The sequence below is a fragment of the Halopiger djelfimassiliensis genome, from assembly GCF_000455365.1.
Classification (GTDB): Archaea; Halobacteriota; Halobacteria; order Halobacteriales; family Natrialbaceae; genus Halopiger_B; species Halopiger_B djelfimassiliensis.
This window is the reverse complement of the sequence record NZ_HG315684.1, coordinates 380369-406534: the sequence shown is the minus strand read 5'-3', so window position 1 is coordinate 406534 and position 26166 is coordinate 380369. Positions and strand designations below refer to the sequence as shown.

Annotated in this window: 27 protein-coding genes; 15 read left to right on the top strand and 12 right to left on the bottom strand. The window is 65.1% G+C overall.

The genetic code is table 11. From position 1 onward, the window contains the following. Positions 1–11: 11 nt before the first annotated feature. Positions 12–539: a DUF6735 family protein gene (locus TX80_RS02015; protein WP_049921204.1), complete on the bottom strand. Its 528-nt coding sequence runs from the start codon at positions 537–539 to the stop codon at positions 12–14. A 139-nt stretch (positions 540–678) separates the two neighbouring features. On the opposite strand from TX80_RS02015, the gene TX80_RS02010 reads away from it, so the two are divergent. Further along, positions 679–1338 (top strand): HAD family hydrolase, encoded by a 660-nt coding sequence (locus TX80_RS02010; protein ID WP_049921203.1) that lies wholly within the window; start codon positions 679–681, stop codon positions 1336–1338. On the opposite strand, the gene TX80_RS02005 is transcribed toward TX80_RS02010, so the two are convergent. Continuing rightward, a complete protein-coding gene (locus tag TX80_RS02005; RefSeq protein ID WP_049921202.1) occupies positions 1296–1772 on the bottom strand; it encodes an SRPBCC domain-containing protein in 477 nt (158 codons plus the stop codon). The genes TX80_RS02010 and TX80_RS02005 overlap by 43 nt on opposite strands. 113 nt (positions 1773–1885) lie before the next feature. Beyond that, a complete protein-coding gene (gene dps, locus TX80_RS02000) occupies positions 1886–2542 on the bottom strand; it encodes a DNA protection during starvation protein (RefSeq protein ID WP_049921201.1) in 657 nt (218 codons plus the stop codon). A 153-nt stretch (positions 2543–2695) separates the two neighbouring features. Between dps and TX80_RS01995 the strand changes: the two genes are divergently transcribed. Continuing rightward, entirely contained in the window at positions 2696–3964 is a 1269-nt protein-coding gene (locus TX80_RS01995; protein WP_049921200.1) for a DUF7405 family protein, read from the top strand. Between the two features lie 21 nt (positions 3965–3985). Here the strand turns inward: TX80_RS01995 and TX80_RS01990 are convergent, their stop codons facing one another. Continuing rightward, positions 3986–4426, bottom strand: a complete 441-nt coding sequence (locus TX80_RS01990; protein WP_049921199.1) for a hypothetical protein — start codon at positions 4424–4426, stop codon at positions 3986–3988. 8 nt (positions 4427–4434) lie between these two features. Continuing rightward, positions 4435–4809, bottom strand: coding sequence for a 2Fe-2S iron-sulfur cluster-binding protein (locus TX80_RS01985; protein WP_049921198.1), 375 nt, complete (start codon positions 4807–4809; stop codon positions 4435–4437). On the opposite strand from TX80_RS01985, the gene TX80_RS01980 reads away from it, so the two are divergent. Beyond that, positions 4734–5636, top strand: coding sequence for an AAA domain-containing protein (locus tag TX80_RS01980; RefSeq protein WP_081661388.1), 903 nt, complete (start codon positions 4734–4736; stop codon positions 5634–5636). The two genes, TX80_RS01985 and TX80_RS01980, sit on opposite strands and share 76 nt — an antisense overlap. Positions 5637–5681: 45 nt before the next feature. Here TX80_RS01980 and TX80_RS01975 read toward each other — a convergent pair whose 3' ends face one another. After that, the gene (locus tag TX80_RS01975; RefSeq protein WP_049921196.1) at positions 5682–5981 is read right to left on the bottom strand and encodes a hypothetical protein; all 300 of its coding nucleotides are present in this window, start codon (positions 5979–5981) and stop codon (positions 5682–5684) included. A gap of 124 nt (positions 5982–6105) precedes the next feature. On the opposite strand from TX80_RS01975, the gene TX80_RS01970 reads away from it, so the two are divergent. The 3 genes from TX80_RS01970 (at position 6106) to TX80_RS01960 (ending at position 8111) form a co-directional block, all read left to right on the top strand. Then, positions 6106–6906, top strand: coding sequence for an NAD-dependent epimerase/dehydratase family protein (locus tag TX80_RS01970; RefSeq protein WP_049921195.1), 801 nt, complete (start codon positions 6106–6108; stop codon positions 6904–6906). 59 nt (positions 6907–6965) lie between these two features. After that, complete coding sequence (locus tag TX80_RS01965) at positions 6966–7262, top strand: DUF7535 family protein (RefSeq protein ID WP_049921194.1); 297 nt, start codon at positions 6966–6968, stop codon at positions 7260–7262. Between the two features lie 102 nt (positions 7263–7364). Continuing rightward, positions 7365–8111, top strand: a complete 747-nt coding sequence (locus TX80_RS01960; RefSeq protein ID WP_154658553.1) for an MBL fold metallo-hydrolase — start codon at positions 7365–7367, stop codon at positions 8109–8111. A gap of 11 nt (positions 8112–8122) precedes the next feature. Here TX80_RS01960 and TX80_RS01955 read toward each other — a convergent pair whose 3' ends face one another. Then, positions 8123–9130 (bottom strand): glutathione S-transferase family protein, encoded by a 1008-nt coding sequence (locus TX80_RS01955; protein WP_049921192.1) that lies wholly within the window; start codon positions 9128–9130, stop codon positions 8123–8125. A gap of 180 nt (positions 9131–9310) precedes the next feature. Between TX80_RS01955 and TX80_RS01950 the strand changes: the two genes are divergently transcribed. From TX80_RS01950 to TX80_RS01940, 3 genes are all read left to right on the top strand, one after another. Next, positions 9311–10882 (top strand): Na+/H+ antiporter NhaC family protein, encoded by a 1572-nt coding sequence (locus TX80_RS01950; protein WP_049922156.1) that lies wholly within the window; start codon positions 9311–9313, stop codon positions 10880–10882. After that, positions 10879–11154, top strand: coding sequence for a DUF7513 family protein (locus TX80_RS01945; RefSeq protein WP_049921191.1), 276 nt, complete (start codon positions 10879–10881; stop codon positions 11152–11154). The genes TX80_RS01950 and TX80_RS01945 overlap by 4 nt, the downstream gene beginning before the upstream one ends. Before the next feature lie 108 nt (positions 11155–11262). Further along, the gene (locus TX80_RS01940; RefSeq protein ID WP_049921190.1) at positions 11263–12288 is read left to right on the top strand and encodes a DNA methyltransferase; all 1026 of its coding nucleotides are present in this window, start codon (positions 11263–11265) and stop codon (positions 12286–12288) included. Positions 12289–12452: 164 nt separating this feature from the next. Here the strand turns inward: TX80_RS01940 and TX80_RS01935 are convergent, their stop codons facing one another. Beyond that, complete coding sequence (locus tag TX80_RS01935) at positions 12453–13115, bottom strand: potassium channel family protein (RefSeq protein ID WP_049921189.1); 663 nt, start codon at positions 13113–13115, stop codon at positions 12453–12455. 162 nt (positions 13116–13277) lie between these two features. Between TX80_RS01935 and TX80_RS01930 the strand changes: the two genes are divergently transcribed. Together TX80_RS01930 and TX80_RS01925 are read left to right on the top strand one after the other, a co-directional pair. Beyond that, complete coding sequence (locus TX80_RS01930; RefSeq protein WP_049921188.1) at positions 13278–14741, top strand: NCS2 family permease; 1464 nt, start codon at positions 13278–13280, stop codon at positions 14739–14741. Between the two features lie 87 nt (positions 14742–14828). Then, positions 14829–15074: a glutaredoxin family protein gene (locus tag TX80_RS01925; protein ID WP_049921187.1), complete on the top strand. Its 246-nt coding sequence runs from the start codon at positions 14829–14831 to the stop codon at positions 15072–15074. A gap of 63 nt (positions 15075–15137) precedes the next feature. Here the strand turns inward: TX80_RS01925 and TX80_RS01920 are convergent, their stop codons facing one another. Beyond that, positions 15138–16109 (bottom strand): transcriptional regulator, encoded by a 972-nt coding sequence (locus TX80_RS01920; RefSeq protein ID WP_049921186.1) that lies wholly within the window; start codon positions 16107–16109, stop codon positions 15138–15140. 166 nt (positions 16110–16275) lie between these two features. On the opposite strand from TX80_RS01920, the gene TX80_RS01915 reads away from it, so the two are divergent. Beyond that, positions 16276–17592: a tRNA(Ile)(2)-agmatinylcytidine synthase gene (locus tag TX80_RS01915; protein ID WP_049921185.1), complete on the top strand. Its 1317-nt coding sequence runs from the start codon at positions 16276–16278 to the stop codon at positions 17590–17592. Between the two features lie 42 nt (positions 17593–17634). On the opposite strand, the gene TX80_RS01910 is transcribed toward TX80_RS01915, so the two are convergent. Further along, on the bottom strand, positions 17635–17838 hold the full coding sequence (locus TX80_RS01910) for a VNG_1110C family protein (protein ID WP_049922155.1): 204 nt from the start codon (positions 17836–17838) through the stop codon (positions 17635–17637). Positions 17839–18057: 219 nt separating this feature from the next. Between TX80_RS01910 and TX80_RS01905 the strand changes: the two genes are divergently transcribed. The 3 genes from TX80_RS01905 to TX80_RS01895 all read left to right on the top strand — a co-directional run bounded on the left by TX80_RS01905 (position 18058) and on the right by TX80_RS01895 (position 21838). Continuing rightward, positions 18058–19170 carry an OBG GTPase family GTP-binding protein gene (locus tag TX80_RS01905; protein WP_049921184.1) on the top strand — a complete coding sequence of 371 codons (1113 nt, stop codon included), beginning with the start codon at positions 18058–18060 and terminating at the stop codon, positions 19168–19170. 113 nt (positions 19171–19283) lie between these two features. Further along, the gene (locus TX80_RS01900; protein ID WP_049921183.1) at positions 19284–21002 is read left to right on the top strand and encodes a Na+/H+ antiporter NhaC family protein; all 1719 of its coding nucleotides are present in this window, start codon (positions 19284–19286) and stop codon (positions 21000–21002) included. A gap of 47 nt (positions 21003–21049) precedes the next feature. Beyond that, complete coding sequence (locus tag TX80_RS01895; RefSeq protein WP_049921182.1) at positions 21050–21838, top strand: VOC family protein; 789 nt, start codon at positions 21050–21052, stop codon at positions 21836–21838. Positions 21839–21913: 75 nt separating this feature from the next. On the opposite strand, the gene TX80_RS01890 is transcribed toward TX80_RS01895, so the two are convergent. Together TX80_RS01890 and TX80_RS01885 are read right to left on the bottom strand one after the other, a co-directional pair. Beyond that, a complete protein-coding gene (locus TX80_RS01890) occupies positions 21914–24523 on the bottom strand; it encodes an efflux RND transporter permease subunit (RefSeq protein WP_049921181.1) in 2610 nt (869 codons plus the stop codon). A 9-nt stretch (positions 24524–24532) separates the two neighbouring features. After that, positions 24533–26122 (bottom strand): COG1361 S-layer family protein, encoded by a 1590-nt coding sequence (locus tag TX80_RS01885; RefSeq protein ID WP_154658552.1) that lies wholly within the window; start codon positions 26120–26122, stop codon positions 24533–24535. Positions 26123–26166 lie beyond the last annotated feature (44 nt).

The window sequence follows — 26166 nt, the reverse complement described above, 5'->3', positions numbered from 1 at the left end:
ACCGGTGTGGGCTACGGTCCCGCGCCCGCCGAACCGACGCCGCCATCGGTAACCCCGCGGTAGGCGTAACAGTGGCCGTTCTGGTCCCGACAGAGCCGCGCTTCGAGGTACGACTGTGCCGCCCGCCGCGAGAGCGCGCCCATCTCGATGACGTCGGCAAGCGCCGTCTTGGTCGCGCGAAACCACGTTCGAACCCGTCGGTCGTCGGCGGCGTCCTCGACGGCGACGGTCGCCCCTCGAGCGCCGCCGCGGCCGTCGCCCCACTCCGGCCAACAGACCCGATACGCGTCGACGGCGTATCCCGCGCCGGGCGCGACGAGATACAGCGTCTCGTGGATGCGGGGATCGAGGTGTTCCGTGAGGATCCTGTCACGGGCGATCGAATCCGCGAGCAGGTCGGCTTCCACGGCTCCGTCAGCGAGTGGCGTCTCGGCCGTGATCGCGCCGACGAGCGCGAGGTTCCGGCCGCCCCAGTGACTGTACCGCAGGCCGTAGAGACGATCCGGTCGCCGGTAGGCGACGAGCGCTCTATGGCCCATCGTTTCCCTCGTTTCGAACGCTCGAGTCGCGATCGATGCCGGTGTCCGAACGCATCGCCGACTCTGGCCGCTTCCAGGTATTTGAATCTCCGGACATAACACCGAAAACCCCTCGCGCCCTAACCGTTACCGACGCCGAATGGGAACGGAATACGACGCAGTCCTCTTCGACAACGACGGCGTACTGACGACGCCAACGGATCGCGACGTGCTTGTCGAGGCCATCCACGAGGCCTTCGAGTCAGTCGGCGCAACCGATCCGACCGACGACCACGTCGAGACGCTTCTCGGTCCGGACGTCTCGTCGCTTCGCCGCGTGGCGCGCGAACACGACGTCGAACCCCGAGATCTGTGGGCTGCCCGGGAACGTGCCGCGGTCGAGGCCCAGCTCGCCGAGATCGAAGCCGGCCGGAAACGCTGTTACGAGGACGTGACCTGTCTCGAGGGACTCGAGCGGCCCGCAGGAATCGTCAGCAACAACCAACACGAGACCATCGAGAACATCGTCGACCACTTCGCGTTCGACTCGTTCGAGGTCTGGTACGGCCGCGAACCGACGATCGACGGCATCGACCGCAAGAAACCGCGGCCGTACTACCTCGAGCGGGCGATCGACGATCTGGGTGCGGATCGGCCGTTGTACGTCGGCGACAGCCGCGTCGACGTTCAGGCAGCCGACGCGCTCGGGATCGACGCGGCGTTTCTCAGGCGAGACCACCGGCGGGGATACGCCCTCTCCGGAACGGCCGAGCCGACCTACGAGATCGAATCGCTCGAGGCCCTCCCGGAACTCCTGTAGCTAGCCCGGCGCTCGGCCCGCTCTTTGACGGCGTCGTTCATCGCTTCGAACCCGCGTTCGATCCGGTCGTGATCGAGCAACAGCGGAACGAGCGCGCCGCGGAACGTCTCCCGGTGGAGTAACCGGGTCCGCTCGCCGCCGTCGATCGAATCGAGGTGGAGTTCGTGGTAGCCGTCGAACGCGAACGGAACGAGCAGACGGCCGACCCAGGCGATGCGGCGGTGCTCCTCGACGGCGACCAGTTCGGGAGCGAACGTCGTACTGCGATCGTCCGGCGGTTCGATCGTGACCTGGAGCCGCTCGCCTTTGATCGGAACCCCTTCGATCGCCCGGATGAAGGGGTTCCACTCCGGATAGCTGTCGAACTCGAGGAGGACGTCCCAGACGACCTCGGGCGGGGCGTCGATCTCTTCGAAGACCTCGACTAGTTCCATGTTATCTAGTGACGTTCCCGGAGCGTATGCCTGTACCGGTGGTCGGACTCGACGGCAAACGCTCGTCACGCCGGTTTCGAACCGCAGTAAGGACGGCTGGCAACTCGGTATCGCTACGCGCTGTCGTTGAACCGACGGTTCGTCGAGTACGGCGCGTCGCCGGGCTCGCCCCGGATGAAATGGCCGGCAGGATTGATCTCGCCGTCCCGTTCCATCGAGAGCAGTTCAACGAACCACGCTTCGTGTTCGATCTCCTCCTGCAGGATCCGCTGGGCCATATCGAAGGTTCGCGGATCGGCGTCGCGGGTCATGTCACAGATCTCCGACCAGGTCCGGATCGCACAGCGTTCGGCCTCGAGTAACACCTCGAGGATCGCTTCGGCGGAGAGTTCGTCGAGGTCGGGGCCTTCCGTCTCGTACGGGACCGGAAGTTCGGCGTCGGGACAGGACGCCCGATCGGCGAACTCGCGGATGTCGTTGGGCAGCGAACCGCCGAGTTCGTAGACGCGCGGGGCGACGAGTTCGAAGTGTGCGCGGTCCTCTAGGCGCGCGTCCTCGGTGATCTCCTTGTAATCCTCGTGGCCGGCGAGGTGCATTCGCAGGTTCGTGTAGTAGTAGTACGTGGTAAACTCCGCCCCGATCGCGTCGATCAGTTTCTCGCGGAGTTCTTCGGGTTCGATCCCGCGCTCGCGGAGTACCGCCATTCCGACGCGTTCGCTGGTGTCTCCGGGATCGACGTTCCCTGACGCGTGTGGTTTCTCGTCGGACATCGCACCCATGAACTGCCATAAGTCGCCACTTAGACGTTTGCCTGTTCACAAATACATGCATAAAGTGGTTTGAATGTACGGAAATACTGGTAGTGGGTTCGAGAAGTCGACGGGACCGCAATCCCCTTTGTCGCTCGTGCCCCAGCATCGAGTATGTCCGGACCGGATCGCGGCTATTCACGCCGAGCCTTCGTTCGCAGCGCCGTCGCCGTCGGCGGCGCGGCCGGACTCGCCGCCTGTCTCGGATACGGCAGCGAGGACCCCGCGGAGATTCCACAGGCCGACCGTGACCCCGCAGACCTCCCCGAACGCCAGCACGCCTGGAACGAATTCCTCGGTACCGACGACCACGGGAACGTCGTGCCGCCGGAACACCACGTCATGCTCGGCCTGAACTACGTCGGCGACGGTCCCCACGATGCCGACGACGAACGCGCTCAACTCGAGGACGCGTTCACGACGCTCGAGCGGGCCTTCCGCCGCGGGAACGAAGGCCTCGTGTTCACCGTCGGCTACAGTCCCGCGTACTTCGATCGGTTCGACGACGACCCCGACGGCCTCGAGTTGCCCGATCCCGAACCGCTCACGGCGATCGAAGATCCGGAGTTCGACGAGTACGACGCGCTCGTCCACCTCGCAAGCGACCACGGCCACGCCGTCTTGAGCGCAGAGCAGGCGCTTCTCGGCGAACAAGAGACGGTAAACGACCGCTCCGTCGAGGGGACGCTCGAGGGAATCTTCGAACTCGCGGATCGCCGCCCCGGCTTCATCGGCGACGGGCTTCCGGCGGACGAACAGGCGGGCGTCAGCGGCATTCCGGATTCCGAACCGGTCCCCGAGGACGCGCCGCTGTTTATGGGCTTTAAATCCGGCTTTCGGCACAATCAGGCCCCCGAAGATCGGGTGACGATCGACGACGGGCCGTTCGCCGGCGGGACGACGACCCACCTGTCGCGGCTTCGTCTGCACCTTCGACAGTGGTACGAACAGGACAGCCGCACACAGCGGGTCAGCAAGATGTTCAGCCCGGCCCACGCCGACGACGATCGAATCGAAGGGGCCGGCCACAACCTCGGGGACGCGAGCGGCGTCGAAACGGCCACCGATCCCGAATCCGACGCCAGATCGAGGGGAGTGGTCGGCCACGCCCAGAAGGCCGCCCGTGCACGCGAGGACGGAACGCCGGTCATCCTCCGTCGGGACTTCAACTCGACGAAGGACGACGAAGCGGCCCTCGAGTTCCTCTCCCACCAGCGGACGATCGCGGACTTCGTGCGGACTCGCGACGCGATGACCGGAACCGACCTCGACGTGCCCAGAGCAAACAGCGGCATCCTCCAGTATCTCACGGTCAGGCGGCGCGGAAACTACCTCGTTCCGCCGCGACGGCATCGGTCGCTCCCGACGCCGAGCCCCGAGTAAGCGGCGAATCGGGCCGTCCGACTACTCCATTGGCGGACGGGTCGTCTCCGCCCGTGAAGCCACCTCGTCGAACAGCGCGGCCGCGTCCTCGGTGAGCGGGTACGCGTCGTGATAAGGGTCGATCTCGCGCTCGAGCCCCGAAACCGATCGAATCGCGTCCGCGATCCGCTCGTAGTTCTCGTCGACGACGTCCTGTACGAGCACGGGCATCCCCGCCCGATCGCACAGTTCCCGTGCCGCCGCCCGTCCGGCCCAGATCGTCTCCGCGTCGCCGTCGACGAAAAAGAGCGCGAACGGGGTCGATCCGAACTGCGCCTCGAGAAACGCCTGTGCGGCCGGGTCGTCCCACGGAACGACGCCGACGGCCTCGAGTTGCCGAACCGCGGTCGAGGCGGCCGAGCAAAACTGGCAGTCGCCGTCGTAGAGCAGGAGTCCGGTGAACGTCCTGTCAGTATCACTCATGGTCGATATCACCCGAACTTCGACCGTCCCGGCGGCCTGTCGTGGTCGGCACGGTGGCGGAGCATCTCGTCGTACCGTTCGACCTCGAGCACCAGATCGGAACGGGGCTGGGCGACGCAGGTGAGGACGAACCCCTCGGCCTCGTCCTCGGGGTAGTACCGTTTCGCGTGACGCTGGTCGACCTCCCCCGCGAGGAGTTTCGCCGCGCAGGTGACACACCACCCCTGCTGGCAGTCCGCCGAGAGCCAGATCCCCGCCGACCGGGCGGCGGCGAGGACGAACTCGTCCTCTCGGACCTCGATGGTGTGTGACTCCCCCGCGGCCTCGAGGTCGGCGTCCTCGGGAACGCGAAGTTCGACGTTCCAGATCGTCGGGTCCGTCACACACGACGGTACCGTCGGCACGACCGAAAAAGCTCTGCGAGCAAGCGTCCCGTGCGGGGGACCACCGACAGCTGCCGCCGACAATCAGGAGCCGGGAGGCCGAACGCGAGGGACTCGACGAAACGCTGTTCGAGCGACTGGCACGCGGGGACGACGGTGACGATCCGATTCGGTCGCTGCTGACGACCCAGTTCCGGATGCACGAACGGATTCAGGAGTTCTCGAGCGAACGGTTCTACGACGGGATCCTCGAACCCCACCCGTCCGTTCGAGAGCACACGCTCGCGGGCCTGCTCGAGCACGGCGACGATGTCGCGGATGACCACCCTGCACTCGAGCCCGGCGACCCGCTCGTGTTCGTCGATACGAGCGACGCCAATGCGTCCGAACGCAGCCGCGAAGGGTCGCCGTCCACGGAGAACCCCTCCGAGGCCGACCGCGTGGCCGCGTACGCCGACCGGCTGCTCGAGGCGGGGATCGATCCCGCCGCCCTCGCGGTGATCTCGCCGTACGCCGATCAGGTCTCACGGATCGAGGCCGAACTCGCCGACCGCGGGATCGACGACGACGCCCTCGAGATCGACACCGTCGACGGCTTTCAGGGTCGCGAGAAGGCGGTCGTGATCGTCTCGCTGGTCCGGAGCAACGATCGCCGCGAGGTCGGCTTCCTCGACGATCCCCGGCGGTTCAACGTGGCGCTGACCCGCGCCCGCCGGAAGGCGATCGTCGTCGGCGATAGCGACACCGTGACCGCGGCCGATGTATTCGCCGACTTCCTCGCGTACGCTCGCGAGCGCGGTACCGTCGTCGACGCGACGGCAGGATAACGCTGCGAGTCGGCGGCGTCCCGCCGCGACCGCCACCGACGGACGCTACGGCTCGGCGGGGCCGGCCCGGCGGTTCGGCTGGACGACGTACTCGACGAGGAACGTCTCGTCGCCGTCGTATTCGATCTCCTCGACGGCGACGGCCGCGCTGTCGACGCCGTATTCGGTCAGTTCGTAGATCAGGTCTTCGAAGTAGTCGTAGTCACAGCACATCCGGCAGAACGGCCCTTCGAACCGCACGGCGAACGCGTCGGCCGTCGAATCGACCAGCTCTGCCGTCGCCATCGGGCTGTGATACTCGTTGTACGCCCCGATCGCGGCCTCGAGGACGGCCGGCGAAACCATACGCGTACGACGACGTAGGCACGGCACACGCAAAAGCCTGCGCCGGGGACGATATTCGGTTCTCGAGCGTCGCCCCGGAACCCGCCGGCCCGACCTATTTTTGATCGGTCGACGTCGATCCCCTATGTCCGACATCGCGATCACCGGCGCATCAGGGTCCGTCGGCAGGGAAGCGATCGAAGCGTTTCCGGACGACGATCTCACGCTCTTTTCACACAGCGAAACCGAGGATCTGGATACCACACCCCTCGAGATCGCCCGGTACGAGGAGTTCGCCGACGCCCTCGAGGGGCAGGACGTGTTGATCCACCTCGCGGCCAACCCCGATCCGCGGGCCGAGTGGGACGCGGTCCGCGAGCCGAACGTCGACGGCGTCTACAACGCCTTCGAGGCTGCCGCCGAGAACGACCTCGAGCGCGTCGTCTTCGCGAGTTCGAACCACGCGGTCAACATGGGCAACGTCGTCTCGGAGGTCCGCCCGGAGTCGACGATCGGTTCGCCGGACGTGGTTCGGCCGGACGAGCCGCCGAACCCGGACACCTATTACGGCGTCACGAAGGTCTTCGGCGAGGCGATGGGGTCGTACTACGCGAAACGCCACGGGTTCGACGTCGTCTCCCTGCGGATCGGCTGGCTGCTCACCCGCGACGAACTCCGCAACGAGTGTGCCGACCGCGACGCCGCGGGCGAGCGGTTCGCCCGCGCGATGTGGCTCAGCCCCGAGGACTGTCGGCGCGCCATCGAGGCCGCCGCGACGACTTCCCTCGAGTCCAATCCGACGGTCGCACACGCCATCTCGGATAACTCGGAGCGGTTTCTCTCGCTGTCGGAGACGATGCTCGAACTCGGTTACCGTCCGCAGGACGACGCCGCGGTCGTACTGGACGACGACTCGGCCGACCGCGACGGACTCGAGACGCCCTGACGGAAAACCGAGGCCACGGGATCGAAAGACCGAATATCCGATCGTTCGTAGCCATTCGTATGTCGACCAAGGTGTCCGAATCGACGGGCTACGTCCCGAACGTGCAGATGTCGCTGTTCGGGTACGTTATGGCGGCGATCCTCGTGATCATTATGCTGCCCGTCCTGCCGATTATCGTCGTGGCATGGGTGTTCTGGCGCGCGTTCGTGGCGGAGGAACCCCCCGAAGCCCGCTACGAAACGTGGCGCAACGAGATGAAACGGTCGCGGCCGATGACGACCGACGAACCGGACGCCGTCGACGAGTCCGAGTCGGACGCCGAACCGGCTGCCGAGGAATCCCCGTCCCCGAACTGAGCCGAGCGGCCTCTTCTCACCGTTTTCCGAGTCGTGTCGGCCGGACGCCACGGTGTCGGCGATGCAAACGCTTTTCTGCTGACCGAACGTTCGTTCGATACGATGAATGACACGACAGCAGGGACGGCAGTCGCGGACGGCGTGTATCGGTGCGGAAGCGACCGCGTGAACTGGTATCTGATCGATGCGGACGACGGACTCGTCGTCGTGGATACGGGGTTTCCGTCACACTGGAACCAGCTGCTCGAACTGCTCGAGTCCCTGGAGTACGACGTGACGGACGTCGATGCCTGCTTGCTGACACACGCACATCCGGACCACGCGGGCTTTGCCGACAGACTCCGCACGGAAGCCGATGTCCCGGTGTGGCTGCACGAAGCGGACGCCGAGCACGCGCGCGGCGAGGGGGACCTTGCGGTCGCGCAGGCGGTGGCTCGTCTCTGGCGGCCCGAACTGTTCCGGTACTTCCTCGAGTTCGCCCGCTCGGGCGGGTTCTCGGTGCCGCCGCTGACGACGTTTCGATCGATCGACGGCCGGGAGACGCTCGACGTTCCGGGGTCGCCGCGGGTGATTCACGTCCCCGGCCACACCGAGGGACACGTCGCGTTTTACTTCCCCGATCACGAGGTCCTCGTCTGTGGCGACGAGATCGTCACGGTCGATTTCGTGGCCGGACGCGGCCACCGCCCGCAACTCCTGGCGGCGTGGTTCAACGCGGACCACGAGCAAGCCGACGACTCGCTCGCGCGACTCGAGCCGATCGGCGAGGTTCTGTTGTTGCCGGGACACGGCGATCCGTGGCGCGGCCGAACCGAGACGGCCGTCGACCTCGCTCGACGCCGCGAGTGACGAACGGGCCGTTACCGCTCCGCGCCGGCCGAGACGAGATCCGACGGCGGCCCGCCGGGGAGGGCGTCCCGATCGTGGGGGGCATCGAACTCGAGATCCGGGCCGCGGGCGACGATCCGATGGGGGTTGACGTCCGGATGGGTCGTGTAGTAGTGTTCCTTGATGTGGTCCATGCGCACGGTATCTGCGACGCCGGGGGTCCGGTAGAGGTCGCGCAGGTACGGCCAGAGATTGTCGTACTCCCGGATGTACTGGACGTTACACATGAAGTGCGTGTGGTAGACGGTATCGAACCGAACCAGCGTGGTGAACATCGCGACATCGGCTTCGGTGAGCCGATCGCCGGCGAGGTACCGCCGGTCGGCGAGTACCTCGTCCCAGCGGTCGAGCGCCGAGAACAGGTCGTCGATCGCCTCGTCGTAGGGTTCCTGTTCCGTCGCGAAGCCCGCCCGGTAGACGCCGTTGTTGATCGGTTCGTAGATCCCGTCGATAATCCGGTCGACGTCCTCCCGATACCCCTCGGGGTAGAGGTCGACGTCCCGTCGGGCGTACTCGTCGAACTCGGTGTCGAGCATCCGCATGATCTCCGCGGACTCGTTGTTGACGATCGTGTCCGTCTCGGTATCCCAGAGCACCGGGACCGTCACGCGACAGGTGGCGTCCGGGTCCGCACGGACGTAGAGCTCCCGCAGGTAGTCGGCATCGTGGACGCGATCGCGCGTACAGCCGTCCTTTTCGGGTGAGAACTGCCAGCCGTCCTCGTCGCGGTACGGATCGACCACCGAGACCGTGATCGCGTCCTCGAGTCCCTTCAACGCCCGCATCACCAGCGTCCGATGTGCCCAGGGACAGGCGTACGAGACGTAGAGGTGGTACCGGCCGGCTTCCGGCTGGAACGCGGCATCGGGATCGTCGCGGATCCAGTCGCGAAAGGTGGTTTCCTGGCGTTCGAACGAGCCGTCGTCTCCGGCCGTCTCGTAGGCGTCGGTCCGCCAGTCGCCATCGACGAGTTGGTTCATACCCCGGCTACGAACTGGAGGGGCAAAGGATCCCGCTAACACTCGTGTCACTGCGCCACGAGCGGCTCGCTTGTGGTTGCCAATTCTACATTATTTATGTGGTATGATACCACTGTGCTCTCAGGATCGTCTCGGTAAGATTTATCGCCGGGCGTTGGAATAGTGGTGACGTGTATCAAGATGAATGATAACAGCGATGATTCTCCCGGTTCCGATCCGGCTGAATCATTTGCCCAGGGAACTGGTGATGACGGGCCACGAATAACGTTTTACGGGGGGCGGGGGATGAGTGCACTCCCGATCGCGTTTTTCATCTGTTGGGCGATCGTCCAGACCGCCCTCTGGCGGATCTCCGATACGGGGGGGTTGATCGTCGGCCTCCTGATCGGGCTGATCGTCGGGATGTTCTTCGTCCGCGGGAGCTGGAAAACGTACGCGAACACGATCTTCGAGGGGATGACCCAACCCGTCGCGGTGACGGCGATCGTCGCGTGGATCTGGGCCGGGATGTTCGCCGAACTGCTTCAGGACGGCGGCTTCGTCGACGGACTGGTCTGGTTCGCCGACATCGCGGGCATCGGGGCAACGCTGTTCCCGGCAGCCACGTTCGTCCTCGCGGCGCTGTTTACGACCGGCATCGGGACGGGATACGGCGCGACGATCGCGTTCGTTACCCTGTTTTTCCCGGCCGGGATACTGCTCGGTGCGAACCCGATTCTGCTGTTCGGCGCGATCCTCTCGGGTGCGATCTTCGGCGACAACCTCGCGCCCGTCAGCGACACGACGATCGTCAGCGCCGTCACGCAGGACTCCGACATCGGTGGCGTCGTCGCCTCGCGGTTCAAGTACGTGATCATCGCCGCGATCGTGGCACTGGCCGGCTACGTCGTCGCTGGGCAGTTCATGGGCGGTCTCGAGATCGGCGGGAACGCCCGGCAGCTCCTGGTCGCAGAGAGCGAACCCGTCGGACTCATCCACCTCGTCTCGATGGGCGTCGTGATCGGCGCGGCGGTCGCCGGCCGCCACATCGTCGAGGCGATCTCGTGGGGGATCGTCTTCGCGATCGTCTTCAACCTCTCGCTGGGACTGATGGACGTCGACGGCATCGTCTCGTTCAACGCGCCCGCGGACGCGCCGGTGGCCGAACCGCTCGAGTTTCTGCCGATTCTGACGATCGTGGAGGACGCCGATGCGGTCGGCGTCGGCGGGAGCCTGATAAACGGCGCGGCCGGCTTCTTCGAGCTGGCGATTCTCGTCTTGCTGATTATCGCCGCGGCCCAGATCATGATCCGCGGCGGGGCGTTCCAGGCGATCCTCGACTGGTCTATCAGTCACCTCGCGACGAACGTCCGCAACGCCGAGCTCACCATGGTCGGCTCCGCAGCGCTGATCAACGCCGTCATCACGATCAACACGGCTGCAGAGGTCGCGATCGGACCCTACATCTCCAAGATCGGCGAGCGGTTCAACCTGAACGGCTACCGTCGAGCGAACATCCTCGACGGACAGACCGCCGCGATGGGCTATATCTTCCCGTGGTCCGGCGGCGTCCTCGCCGGCTATACGGCGATGCAGGAGCTCCCCGGTGAGTACGAGTGGTTCGAGACGGGCATGCTCGTCACGCCGATCGACGTCGTCCCGTTCGTGTTCCAGGGCTGGCTGCTGGTGGCCGTCTTCGTCGTGGCGGCCCTGACCGGATTCGGCCGCGAGTACATTATCGACCGCGAAAGCGAGGAGGTGGCACGACTATGAGTTTCCTGCAAAAGTACCTCAAAGGATGGACGTTCCGGAGTTCCAGCCCGTCGCTCAACGTGGGCGACGAACTCGAGATCTTCATCGCCGAGTCCAACGGCAGCGACGTAGGATACGCCTACATCGGTGATACCGAACTGACCGTCGACGGTGCCGGACCGGGGACCGTCGAGAAACGGGTGCAGGTTCGGATCACCGAGTTCGACGAAACGACCGCGACCGGTCGTGGCGAGTTCGTCGAAGTCGTCGGAGAAAGCTCCTACACGGACTGACGCCGCTCGGCGTCTGCGGTCTTTCCTTCTCGGTCCCGCCCGACCGGCGGGTTCGACGGCTCGAGGAGCACGTATTTACGTCCGCCGCGAGAGCCACTCGAATAGAACATGGCTGACGGGGACAGGCACCGCCAGAGCCGGCTGTTCACGGACGAGGACGGCGAGTTCGACGCCGAGCGCGCGCGAGACGAATCGCTGCCGGTCGAGGACGGCTCCCTGATCGACACCGACGACCTCGCCGACCATCAGCGCTACGTCGAGGGCCGTGGCATCTACGACGAGCGCAACCGGGTCAACGACCTCACGGGCAAGGAGTGGAAGTACGCGACGAAGTCGGTGATCGCCGAGGGGTACCCGCCGGACCTCCAGCACGACCTGCGAAGCGAACACGGCGGGCAAAAGCCCCCGCGGCTCTGTGCCGAGCTTATCGACCGGTTCAGCAAGGCCGGCGACACCGTCCTCGATCCGTTCGCCGGCGTCGGCGGGACGCTGCTTGGCGCGAGCCTCTGTGAGCACGAGCGGACCGGGCTCCGCGAGGCGATCGGGTTCGAACGCAACGAACGGTGGGTCGACATCTACGAGACGGTCCTCGAACGGGAAAACGACGAGCGCCGGGACCGCGGCGAACCGCCCCTGAAACCACAGGACATGCGCCACGGCGACTGCGCCGACCTGATCGAGGCGGTACCCGACGACTCCGTCGACCTCCTGCTGACTGACGTCCCCTACTGGCACATGGACGAACTCGAGCAGACGCGAAACGAGCGCGCGACCCGGGAGAGCAAGCTCGGTTCGTTCGACGGTGCCGACCGGACCGACGGCGACGCCCCGGCGCTTTCGAAAGCCGAGTGGCTCGCGGACATGGCCGAGAAGTTCGACCGGTTCGCCGATGCGATCTCCCCGGCGGGCCACCTCGTCGTTTTCATCGGCGACATGTACCGTGACCAGTCCTACGAGTTCCTCTCGGCCGACCTCGCGCGAGCGATCGAATCGACCGCGCCGGTGACCCTCGCCGCGAACCTGATCTGGTACGATCCGACGAAGGATCTGCACGTGTACGGCTACCCGTTCTCGTTCGTTCCCTCGATGGTCCACCAGAACGTGCTCGTCTTCCGGCTCGAGACGGATCGCTGACCCCGTCTGACCATCGTCATCCGGTCGTCTGACGCGGTTTTATGGCCTCTCGGCGAGAGCTATCGATCGGGCGCGCACTGTACGGCAACCCATCCCCATTCACACTCCCTCCCATCCCAACTCACCGTCCGCGCGCCTCCGCTCCCAACTTCTTGTGCCGACCGTCAGGCAGTCGACGGCGACAGCAGCTTACGGACCATCGGCGTCGCGTCGGTCTCGGCGATGACCGCGACCTCGTCGCCGGCCTCGAGTTCCGTTCCGGGCAGCGGCAGCGTTAGTGATTCGCGGACGCGGCCGTGGGCGTAGATGCGAGCACTCTCGGGCAGGTCGAGTTCGCTTATTCGTTTGCCGACGGCCGGAGAGCCGTCCTGTACCTCGAGAACGGTCAGTTGCAGGTTCGACGCGATGTCGGCAACGACGTTGAAATCGCCCCCGAGCATGGCGGTCTTCGCGCCGGCGGCACCCAATCGTTCGGGATAGATGATCTCGTCGACGTCTTCGGCGTACTTCTCGTAGATGTCCTCGCGGTAGTCTTCGTCGATCCGAAGGACCGTTCGGCAGCCGTGGTGGTCGCCGACCATACAGGCCGCGAAGTTAGCGTTGAGGTTGGGCGTGAACGCACCGATCGCGTCTGCGGTCTCGATCCCTGCATCGACGAGGACCGCTTCGTCCGCTCCGTCGCCCTGTGTCGTTTCGAACCCCTGATCGCCGGCGCGCTGGATTCGGTCGGGGTCGTTATCGACGACGACGACCTCGTGGCCTTCTTCGGCGAGGATGCGCGCCGTTCGCGATCCAACCCGGCCGTATCCCACGATGACGAACATCATGGGGATTGTGTACACGCTCCGCGGTCAAATACGTTGGCTCGCGTTCGAGGGTCGTATTCATCGACGCTCATGGCGGAAGAATATTCACAAACATGTATAGATATTCGCCATCTCAGACGGGAACACTTAACTGAACGCTGTTGGTATGCTCGACCGTCCAACATGGGGGCGATCGAACGACTCGCGGCGTACTTCGAGTTCGACGAGCACGGGACGGATTTCACGACCGAACTGATCGCGGGAATTACGACGTTTCTGGCGATGTCGTACATCATCGTGGTCAATCCGACGGTTCTTCTGCCGGCGATCATGGGGTTCAACGAGGCCGGGGAGCAAAACCAACAGACGACGATCGACGGGACCGTCTACGACGCGGGCGAGGTGTTCCAGATGCTCGCGATCGCGACGATCCTCGCGTCGATCGTCGCGATTGCGGTGATGGCCCTGTACGCAAAGCGGCCGTTCGGACTGGCACCCGGGATGGGGCTGAACGCCTTCTTCGCGTTTACCGTCGTTCTCGGCATGGGGATTCCGTGGCAGACCGCGCTCGCGGCCGTCTTCGTCGAGGGCGTCGTGTTCATCGCGATTACGGTCGTGGGTGCCAGGGAGTACATCATCAGTCTGTTTCCCGAACCGGTCAAGTTCTCCGTCGGAGCCGGGATCGGCGTCTTCCTCCTGTTTATCGGACTCCAGGAGATGGAGGTCGTCGTCGCTGATCCCGAAACGATGGTCGCACTCGGGGACCTCGCACAGAACCCGGCCGCGATCCTCGGAGTGTGCGGACTGTTCCTGACGTTTGTCCTCTGGGCTCGAGACGTTCGCGGCGCGATCATCGCGGGTATCCTCGGCACCACCGTCGCCGGCTGGACGCTCCTGTACGCCGGCGTTGCGAGCGCGTCGCAACTGGCACCTGAGGCGTTGCTCGATCAGGAAACCGGGACGGTTACGTTCGCGACCGTCACCTCGCCGCAGTACGACATCTCGCCGCTGGTGGGCGCGTTCGTCGAGGGACTTCGCGACGTCGATCCGGCGACGTTTACCCTCGTGGTGTTTACGTTTTTCTTCGTCGACTTCTTCGATACCGCCGGAACGCTCATCGGCGTCTCCCAGTTCGGCGGCTTCCTCGACGAGGAGGGTGACCTCCCCGAGATGGAGAAACCGTTGCTGGCCGACGCGGTCGGGACGACCGTCGGCGCGATGATCGGGACCTCGACCGTGACGACCTACATCGAGTCCTCCACCGGAATCGAGGAAGGTGGCCGAACCGGGTTCACCGCGCTCGTCGTCGGGCTGTTGTTCGTCCTCTCGCTGGTCGCGGTGCCGATCGTCGCCGCGATTCCGGCCTACGCCTCGTTTATCGCCCTCGTGGTCGTCGGGATCATCATGCTCCAGGGCGTCCTCGATATCGACTGGCAGGACCCGGCCTGGGCGGTCTCGGGTGGGTTGACGATCACGATCATGCCCCTGACCTACTCGATCGCCAACGGGCTGGCGGCGGGTATCATCGCGTATCCGCTCATCAAAACCGCGATGGGCGAGTACGACGACGTCCACGCCGGCCAGTGGGGAATCGCCGTCGCCCTCGTGGCGTACTTCTACGTGGCCACGAGCGGCATGCTCGGCTAGCCGGCGGACGTCCCCGGTTCGTCCGCGATGTCGGCAATCCGGCGGTCGACCGGTGGTCTCTTAGGCATCAGCCGACTACCGCGGAGCATGGCTGCGATCACCATGTACGAACTCCCCGGCTGTCCCTACTGTGCGAAAGTTCGCTCGAAACTCGAGGAACTCGACCTCGAGTACGACGTGATCGAAGTACCCCGGTCACACGACGACCGGACCGAAGTCGAGAAGGTAAGCGGTCAGACCGGCGTCCCGGTCATCATCGACGAGGAACACGGCGTCGAAGGGATGCACGAAAGCGACGATATCGTCGACTACCTCGAAGAAACCTACGCCTGAGACGTCGTCAGGGGTTTCGCGACGACATCAGCGAACCCGATCAACCGCACGGGACGGCCGGTTTCAGGCGGCTTCCTCGTGTTCCGCGCGTTCGCGGATGACCTTGCGGAGTTCCGCCGCGTCTCGCAGTTCCTCGAGCTCCTCGCGTTCGACGAGGGCGGTTCCGTCGACCGACTCCCGTTTTGCCCGATCGACGACGTAGACCGAGCGCGTGTGGGTGACGTGTCCGATCGAACTCATGATCCGCGCGCGCTTTTCGGCGGCTTTCGTAAACTCGGAGTGGCCGGTCAGAACGACGTCGTCGTCGTCCTCGTCCGCGTCGCGGCTGACCGCCTTGAACGGCGACCGGAGCGTCGGATGCACCTGATAGCCGGCGCGCGTGAGGACGGCGACGACCTGTTCGTCGTCCGGATCGGCCTCGGGATCGTCCGGCGTCGAGTCGGTCTCGTGGACCTCGTCGGCTCCATCGAGCACGTCGACCGGGCTGGTCAACGGCGCATCGAAGAGATCCTCGAGCGCCATCGCGACCTCGACGGAGGCGTTCATCCCGTCCTCGTACTTCGAGACGGTACGGCGGGAGACGCCGAGTTCGCTCGCCAACTGGCCGAGACTCCAGTCGCGGTCCTCGCGTTCGTCGGCGAGCAAGTCGCCGTCGATGTTGACGTAGAGTCCGCCGGGTGCGGCGTAGATCAGCGGCGGGACATCCTCGATGAACAGGTTGTACGCGGTATCGGGACTGAGGACGGGGACGCCGTGTCGGAAGTAGACAACGTCCGGTTTGAGGTCCTCGTCGCGACTGCGCAGGCCGATCACGAGCGGTGTCGCCTGCAGGTAGGTCCCCAGCCGACGCATCTCGTGGCCGGTCGCCTCGTTGAACGCGTCGATGTTCCCGAGGATCTTGACGAGAATCAGATCATCGCCACGGCGGGCAGCGACGTCGAAACTCTTCGGGCGGATTGCACACCGGTCGCTTACCACGAATCCCGCGTCCTCTAACATCGCGGTTACATTACCGACCAGTGCGGAGCGGGACATACGGGGTTGTAAGCTATTCCTCATATATGAGTGTTTCCCCGAGATATCCGCATGCTGTGGCGCGATTCGCGGCTGTAGCAACAGTATACTTATATACTTGTTTCGGTCGTCCGTAATAACGGGCCGACCCGAAAGTGGTTACTCGCTCGCGGCGCAATCCCTGGCGATGACCGTCGTCGGGATCGACGATACGGACTCCCGGGAACGGGGGATGTGTACGACCTACGTCGCCACACGAGTCGCCGAGCAACTGCGCCGCCGTGGGGCCGCGGTCTCGCGTCTCCTTCTCGTCCGGCTCAATCCCGCCGTCGAGTACAAGACTCGCGGCAACGCCGCGCTCGCGATCCATACCGACTGCGATCCCGACCGCGCGTTCGCGCTCGCCCGCGAGTGTCTCGAGTCGTTTGCCGAAACCGCCGACGAGCGGACGAATCCGGGACTGGTCGTGGCCGATCACGACCTCGAGTCCGGTTCCGAACGGGGTGGCGACGCGATTCCTGAAGGGGTCGCTGCGTTCACCCGGACGGCGATCCGCGACCACCTCGAGCCCGGGGACGCCAAAACGCTGCTCGATCGTCACGAGTATCGGACGTGGCATGCCGGCAACGGCCGCGGACGGATCGGCGCGCTGGCCGCGGTCGGAAGCTGGCGAGCGCTCGCGGGGTGGACCTACGAGTTCATCTCCTACCGCGAGCCGGACCGGTGGGGGACGCCTCGCGAGATCGATCACGAGAGCGTCTTCGCCGCGGCGGATCGCGGCTATCCGGCGGTCTGGGACACGGTCGACCGCGGCGAAGGCGAGACCGTCTGCGTCCCCCACACGCCGGGACCGATCTTACACGGGATTCGCGGCGACGACCCGGAGGCTGTCCGGGCGGTCGCCGCTCGGATCGACGGCGAACCGGTCGCCGCAAGGCAACTGTTCGTGACCAATCAGGGGACGGACGTCCACCTCCGGGACGGTTCGATCGAGGCCGTTCGCGACGGCCGCGCGTATCGACTGACGGGACGAGTCGCCAGCGCTCCCGAAACCCGTCGGGGCGGACACGTGTTCTTCGATCTCGAGGCGGACCGCTCCGCCGACGGCGAGGACGATCCGCCGCGCCTCGAGTGTGCCGCCTTTGAACCGACGAAACGGTTTCGTGATCGCGTCAGAGCGCTTCGGGTCGGCGACCGCATCACTGCCTGCGGGGAGGTCGCCCGCGGAACGGTGAAACTCGAGAAGTTCGCCGTCCGGGACCTCGTCCGGACCGAACGGGTGACGCCGACCTGTCCGGAGTGTGGACGGACGATGGAAAGTGCCGGCCGAAATCAGGGGTATCGTTGCCGCGACTGCGAGACGAGCCGGGAGGCGAAAGTACAACGACCGCTGGAGCGGGACCTCGAGCCCGGCTGGTACGAGGTTCCGCCGTGTGCGCGTCGCCACATCGCGAAGCCGCTCGTCCGCGGCGGGTTCGACGCGCCGGTCCATCCCGAGCGGTAGCCCACGGTCGGCTCGGTATCGGTCGCGAACCTCCCTCCGCCGTCACTGCACGTGGACGCCGCGGCGTGCGAGGAACTCGCTCGCTTCCTTGATCTCGACGGGGCTGCCGATGATCCGGTAGTGGCTTTCGCCTTCCGGGAAGACGGTGACGGCGAACTCGTCGTCGAGCTGCGGCTCGAGGCCCTCGAGAACCTCCTGTGGGAGGACGATCTGCGTACTATCACGCAGCCGCGACGGATCTGGCATCGTCACTGGCTGGGTTCATCCGCTCGTCGTTTATGTGTGTCGAAGTTCCGTTGGTATTGGTAATGGTTCGTTCGCGGGGTGACCGGATTCGGTCTCCGTTCGCCCGGCGGTCGGCCGATCCACGCGGACGACCCGGCCGACGCGGCGGTTTCGGGGCGGTAACGGCGGGCAGTCCGCATGGAAAGTGTTTTTCCGGCACGACCGGTTTGATACAGACAAATGGGGCTCGAGGAGGAGATCGAGGAGATCGAAGAAGAAATCGCCAACACGCCCTACAACAAGTCGACGGAGGCCCACATCGGCCGGCTGAAGTCCAAGCTCGCGGAGAAAAAGGAGAAACTCGAGAAACAGCAGTCCGGCTCGGGCGGTGGCGGCGGCTACGCCGTCGAGAAACACGGCGACGCGACCGTCGCACTGGTGGGGTTTCCCAGCGTCGGGAAGTCCTCGCTGTTGAACTCGCTGACTAACGCCGAAAGCGAGACGGGATCCTACGAGTTCACGACGCTGGACGTCAACCCCGGCATGCTCCATCACCGCGGAGCGAACATCCAGATGCTCGACGTACCCGGGCTGATCGAGGGTGCGGCGGCCGGACGCGGTGACGGCCAGCAGGTGTTGGCGGTCGTTCGCAACGCCGACCTGATCGTGTTCGTGCTCTCGGTCTTCGAGATCGAGCAGTACGACCGGCTTCAGGAGGAGCTGTACGACATCAACATCCGCGTCGACCAGACTCCCCCGCGGGTTACCGTCCGCCCGAAGCACAAAGACGGGATCAAGATCACCTCGAGCACCGAGCAGGCCCTCGACGAGGAGACGATCAAGGACGTCCTCCGGGAGCACGGCTACGTCAACGCCGACCTGAATCTCCAGGAGACCGTGACGATCGATCGGCTGATCGACGGCCTGATGGAAAACCGCGAGTACATCCCCTCGATCACCTGCGTCAACAAGGCCGATCTCATCGAGCCGTCCTACAAGGAAACCGTCGACGAACAGCTGCGCGACCGCGACCTCGACCCCGAGGACGTCACGTTCATCAGCGCCGAGAAGGAGAAGGGACTCGAGGCGCTCAAGGACCGTATCTGGGAGAATCTGGGGCTGATCCGGGTCTACATGGACAAACCCGGTCGCGGCATCGACTGGGAGGAGCCGCTGGTCATCGAGGAGGGAACCACCGTCGGCGAAGCCATCGAAAAGCTCGGCGGCGAGATGGAAGAACGGTTCCGGTTCGCCCGCGTCAGCGGCCCCAGCGCGACCCACGACGAACAGCAGGTCGGCCGGGACCACGTGCTCGAGGACGAAGACGTTCTCAAGCTGATTCTCCGTCGATAGCGTCGCTTGCGCCCGCTATCTATAATTTTACACCATTGGAATAAGCTAGTAAAACAGTATACTTGTTGGACGGTAATAGTTAACACTATGCATATGACGCGTGAGTAGCCGATATGTCCGAGTTCGGGGCCCTTTCGCTCGTACCGCCACTGCTCGCGATAGCGCTCGCGATCGTGACGCGTCGGCCGATCCTGTCGCTGTTTATCGGAATCTGGTCGGGCGGTGTCATTGCGACCGGGAGCATCGGTATCGCGCGGACCTTCGAGTGGATCGCCGAATCGATCGCGGACGTGTTCCACGCACAGATCCTGATTTTCACCCTGTTGCTCGGATCGGGCGTCGCGCTGATCTGGCGACTCGGCGGGGCGACCGCCGTCCGAAACTGGGCGATCAACCGGCTCGAGACCCCGCGAAACACGGGTATCGCGACGTGGATGCTCGGCAACCTCATGTTCTTTGATGACTACGCGAACACGGCCATCGTCGGCAGTACGATGCGTGAGATTTCCGACCAGATGCGGATCTCCCGCGAGAAACTCTCCTACATCGTCGACTCGACGGCCGCGCCCGTGGCGACGATCGCCCTCTCGAGTTGGGTGGCGTTTCAGCTGTCGATGATCGAGGAGGGGTACGGCGCGCTCGAGGACGCGGACAACGGCGTCTCGGCGGCTGACACGCCGGGTGCGTTCGAGACGTTCGTCGGTTCGATTCCGTTCAACACGTATGCGTTGCTTGCGATCCTGATGGTGGGCATTATCGTCGTCAGCCAGCGGGACTACGGCGAGATGCTCGACGCCGAACACCGCGCCTGGCAAACGGGCAAGGTCAACCGCGACGAGGCGCAACCGCTGCAGGAAGTCGAGAAGGATCTGGGTGCGCCGATCGAGGATCGACCGATGCTGCGGACCTTTTTCCTCCCGATCGTCGTGTTGATCGCCGTGACGCTTGCCGGCGCGTTCTGGACCGGCTACCAGTCGTGGCTCTCGGATCAGGTCGAAGCGGGCGAACCGACCTCGCTTGGGGCAGCCGTCGGCGAGTCGGGCGTGGTTCAGGTGCTCGTCGACGTCGTCGGTGCCGGCGACTTCGCGGCGGCGCTTGTCTGGGGCTCGTTCGCGATGGTCCTGACCGCGATCGTCATCGGGTTGGCCTACGACCTCTTCGATCTCGGAGCCAGCGTCGAAACGGTGCTCGAGGGGTTCAACCTCATGCTGACCGCGGTGACGGTCCTCGTACTCGCCTGGTCGATCAGCGCGGTCGCCGACGACCTCGGGACCGGGGACTACGTGGCAGGTGCGGCGGAAGGAGTCGTCTCGCCCGCCGTGTTGCCCATCGTCGTCCTGCTGGTCGCCGCGTTCGTTGCGTTCACCATGGGATCGTCGTGGGCGACGATGGGGATCGTCACGCCGATCGCCATCCCCGTCGCCTACGACCTGACCGGCGGGTTCGAACTGATGCCGGTGATGGTCGGCGCGGTGTTTTCGGGTGCGATCTTCGGCGACCACACGTCGCCGATCTCCGACACGTCCGTGCTCTCCTCGACGTTTACCGGCGCTGACCTCATCGATCACATCCGGACGCAACTGTACTACGCCGGGACCGTCATGTTCGTCGTCATCGTCTGCTATGCCCTCTATGGCTTTCTGGGCGTCCCGCCGATCCTCTTTCTCCCGCTGGGGGTCGTCCTGTTGATCGGACTCGTCTACGGACTCTCCGAATTCGACGCCGCCAGGAAAGGCGTCGCTCCGAAGGCGTCCTCCGTCGAGGTCGACCTCGGCGATCGAGAGCCGGACACGGGACCGGATACCGGGCCTGCCCCGGAAGACGTCGACTGAATCGCGGCTTCGTCATCCTTTTGCTCGCCGCGACGGACCACTCGCCTATGGACGGAACGCTCGACCACACGATGATTCGCGTCGCCGATCTCGAGGAATCCCTCGACTGGTACCGGACCCACCTCGACTACGAGGAGAAAGACCGCCACGAGGGCGACGGGTTTACCATCGTCTATCTCGGCCCGGAGGAGATGCACGAGGACGGGGCGATGCTCGAGATCACCCATAACGAAGGCGAAACGCCCGAACTGGGTGACGCCTGGGGCCACATCGCGGTCCGCGTTCCAGAGGGCGAACTCGAGGACTACTACCAGCAACTGATGGACGAGGGCGTCGAGGACTACCGCGATCCCGAATCCTGTGGCGGCCGCTACGCGTTCGTCAAGGATCCCGACGGTCACGAGATCGAAATCGTCCAGCGGGAATCGGGCGCGCTGTGGTCGCTCGATCACACCATGATCCGGGTCGAGGACGCCGACGAGGCGCTTGGCTTCTGGACCCGCAAGTTCGAGTACGAACAGACCCGTCGCTGGGAAGCCGACACCTTCGCGAACTACTTCGTCGAACCCCGGGACGCTCCCGAGGAGGCGATGTCGGTCGAACTCACCTACAACTACGACGGCCGTACCTACGACATGGGCGACGCTTGGGGGCACCTCTGTGTCCGCGTCGACGACCTTCAGGAGGACTGGGACCGACTCATGGAGCGGGAAGCACCCGACTACCGCGACCCCAAGAGCAACGACAACATGTACGCGTTCACGGAAGACCAGGACGGCCACGAGATCGAACTGCTCGAGCGCGACCCCGACGCGGAGTCGCTGTTCCCCTTCTAGTATCGAGCGCCCGATCGGCATCTCGACCGCGTTTTCGGTGGAATCGACCGCTCGAACAGTCGGTCGAAGCGTCGATCAGTTCCAGGACAGTCCCTCGCCCGCACGGTCGAGGCGATCCCAGACGACGATCGTCGACGGCAACACGAGCAGGGACGTGAGCCAGGCGTAGAAGACGCCCAGTGCGAGCAGCAGTCCGAACTCCATGATCAGCGGAATCAGCGCGAGGTACAACACGCCCAGCCCACAGACCGTCGTGAGCATGCTGCCGGTCAACGCGCCGCCGGTACCGCGGACGGTCACGAGCAACGCCTCGTAGACGTCCTTGTCGCCCTCGTACTCGTCGACGAACCGGTGCATGAAATGCACCGTGTAGTCGACGCCGAGGCCGATCGAGACCGAGAGGATCGGCGCGTTGATCGGGCTGAGCGGGACGTCGAAGTACCGCATCGACGCCGCCAGCAACGCGACGGACAACAGCACCGGCACGAGGTTGAGAACGCCGTATATCGCCCGTCCCTCGAGCCACCAGTACGCGAAGACGAGAAAGATCGTGGTGAGGATGAAGGCGGCGAACAGGCTGGTGATCGCCGAGTCGCTGATCTCGTCGATCACGGACTGGAAGATGACGAGTTGGCCGGTCGCGGTCGCGTCCAACCGGAGGTCCGACGCGAGGGTTCTGGCGGCGGCGACGGCTTCGTCCTGTTCGGCGTCGACGTCGACCTCGACGTCGATGCGGGTCGCGGTCCGATCCGTCGTCATCCGCTCGGCGGCCTCGTCGCCGACCTCGGAGTCGAACAGGTCGTCGTAGACCGCCTCGACGTTCCGATCCGGGACGTCGTCGCCGTTTGAGTCGTACCGCTGGACGGTGCCGGCGAACTCGGGATCGGATTCGGCCCCCGACTCGATCACGTCAAGGATCGAATCGGCGTCGGCCTGCCGCCCGTCGGTCTTGAAGGCGTCCGGCGGATCCTCGAGCGATCGGTCGATCTCCTGGAGGGCATCGTCCGCCCGGAGGTCCCTGTCGTCGACGTAGACCGTCACCGTTCCCTGAAAGCCCTGATCGAAGTCCTCCTCCATGTAGTCGAGAAACTGCATGAACGTGTACTCACCCGGCTGGAACGGGCCGGGGAGGGCTTCGTACTGCTCGATCCGGTCCTCGTCGGGGAAGAACGCTTCGTCGTCGAACTCGGTGTCGACGCCGGTGCCGTACGCCGCCGTGCCGGCTCCGAGCACGAGCATCGAAACGAGAAAGATCACGGGGGCAACGCGTGCGATCCCGACGCCGATGGGGAGCACACGGCCCAGCATGGAGTCCTCGCTTCCGATCGGATCCGTCCCGAACTGCGGGAAGCGCGTCCCCTCTCGAAGCCGATCGAGGCCGACCTTCCCCGCGGGCAGAAAGACCCCGAAGATGAGGAACGTAAAGACGATGCCGGCGGAGGCGACGATCCCGAAGTCGCGGGTCAACTCGCTCAGGAGGTTCGCCGCGAAGCCGAAGACGGTCGTCCCGGTGACGATCAACAGGGCGGTCGTGAGCTGTCGGGACGTGATCCCCATCGCCTCGCCGATCGGGACCTCCTTGGCCCGTTCCTCGCGATAGCGGTTGATGATGTGAATGCCGAAGTCGATCCCGACGGCGAGCAACAGCGGGAAGACGGTGATCAACGAGTCCGAGAACGGAATGTTCGCGAATCCCATGAAGCCGAACGTCCAGATCATCGTCATCACGAGCGCGACGAGCCCGAGTCCGAGGTCGATCGGATCACGGTAGGCAACGAGCAGGAAAAACAGGATGAGAACCATCGCCGCCGGGAAGACGACGGTCGCCGTATCCCCCAGCAATTGGAGCTGCTGTTGCTGGACGAGCGCCTGACCGAAGATGATGACGTTGTCGTTCGCCTCGAAGCCCTCGACGTCGTCCGCGACGTCTTGGGTGTCGAGCTGAAGCTGTGCGAGGGCAGGATCGTCCATGTTCGGCGGGACGTCGTACGTGATGGCGATCTGGGCGACGTCCGCCGACGCCGACTCCCGGGTGAAGTCGGTACTCACCGGCAGTCCGGCCGCTTCGTCGGCGTCGGCGATGGCGGCTTCAAGCTGTCGCGGCGAGGCCCGTTCGACTGCCCGGTACTGTTCCTCGGCGGTTTCGGCCTCCGGATCGAGTTGCATCGCGATCAGCGACGCCGGACTCGTCGAGGAGTTGACCCGGAGTTCGTCGTTAGTCTCGATTCGATCCTGGAACTCGAGCATCCGCAGCAGGTTCTGCTTCGAGAGGACGTTGCGCTCGTCTTCGACGAACAGCTGAGCGACGTCGCTGCCGCTTTCGCGGCCGTTCGCCCGAAAGTCCTCCTGCATCTCTTCGAAGGCCTCCTGTGCCTCGGTTCCCTCGGTGAACTGGTCGGAGCCGGCCTCCTGTCCGCTGCCACCGAGCGCCGCGCCGCCCAGAAACACGGCCGTCAACAGGAGGAATACGACGACGACGGTCCACGGGCGATTCGTGATCAGCGGATTGACGCGGCGAGTAAACGGGTCGTCACCGTCATCGGCCCCGTCGCCGCCACCTCCCAGCAGACGGCCGATGCGACTGCGTTCGAACCGTCCGTCGCCGTCGTCTTCGCTCGAGCGATCGGTTCCGTCGCTCGAGTCCCCATCGCCGTCTCGCTCGTCGGTGTGGTCGAGGTCGGTCATCGGTCGTGATTACCGTCGTCGCCACCAGAGTCCGACACAGAGGCCGGCGATCGAGAGGACGGCCATCCCGCGGACGAGCAGTCCCACGAAGCCGATCCCACCCTCGTCCTCGACGGCTTCGACGTCGACCGGGAACTGGTAGTGGTCCGAGACGATCGTCTCCCCGCGGTCGGTCTCGTACTGGAAGTCGAGTTCGACCGGATGCGTCTTCGCGGGCGCGCTGCTCGCTGCGGCGACGCCGAACGAAATTTCGGCGGATTCGCCCGGCTCGAGTTCCGGGACGAACGCCTCGTCGTCGGTCGCACTGAGCGGGTCGTCGGTGTAGATCCGCACGTCGACGTTCGAGAGCGTCTCCGGTCGCTCGTTCGTGATCTCGATGACGAGATCGTTCGTCTCGCCCTGTCGAAGCGTCGTCTCGACGCCCTCGAGCGAGAACTCGTCTTCCTGGGGATCGACGACGACGCGTTCGGTGATCGGGCCGTCCTCGAGCGTCGAGCGGTCTCCGGCGGTGTACTCGACGGTAAATCGAAGCTGTCGCGGTCCCGGATCGGCCTGCCCGCTGACGTCCATCGGATAGCTAAACGACGTGGTTTCGCCCGGCTCGAGTTCCGGGAGCGCATAGCGGGTGTCCTCGACGAACAGCGAGTCGCTCATCGGTTCGACGATCAGGACGGCGTCGTCGACCGTCCGCGGCCCGTCGTTCGTGAGTTCGCCGGTCACCTCGCCGTCGTAGCCGACCGAGAGGGTGTCCTCGAGACCGGTAATCGAAAACGTTTGCTCGGCCGCGGGGGAGAGGCGTGCTGTCTCCGGACCCGCCTTGCGCTCGATGCCGGCGCTGTTCTGGTAGGTCACGGCGACCTCGATCGGTTTGTGTCCCTGGCTGACCGTCTCGGCGATGTCGACGTCGACGGTGACGTTCCGGGAGTCACGGGGTTCGAGATCGCCGAGGACCTCCTCTGCGGTCCCGCTGTCGACGGTCACTCCCCCGATGCCGGAAATCGTCGCGCGGGCCTGGCGCGCCGTCTCGGATCCGACGTTCGTTATCTCGAGCGTCGCCGGGCCGTCCGCTCCGGGCTCGACGTCGCTCGTCACGTCCGTGATATCGAACCGGGCCTCCTCGGGGACGACGACGGTGACGTCGTGGGTTTCGCTTTCGGTCAACCGCTGGGAGTGGCCGGACCGTTCGGAGTGGCTGTTGGTGTAGGCGTACCGGACACGGACGGTGACGTCGTACTCACCGGGGTCGATGTCCTCGGGCACTTCGATCCGCTGTGTCGCCGTGGTGATCTGGCCGTCGGCGATCTGTCCGAGCGCCTGCTCGCCGGATTTCGGCTCGAACGGGCCGGCGTCCTCGAGTTCGACGCTCACGCCCCGGGCCGTCCGCACCTCGTGACCGGCCCCGGACAGGAGTTCAGCGTCGTTTTGAAGCTGTAACTCGAGGGTCGCTTCGCTCCCGGCGGCCACCTCGTTTTCCGGGAGGTAGACGGTGATGTTCGGTTCGCCTCGATCGAGTGCGGCCACGCTTGCCGGCACTCCCGTTCCGGCGACCACGAGCAACAGGACGACGAGGCCGGCGGACAGTCGTCGACTCGAGATCACGGATCCCACCCCGCTGGTGCGAGACCGCTGGATTTGGGGCGTCT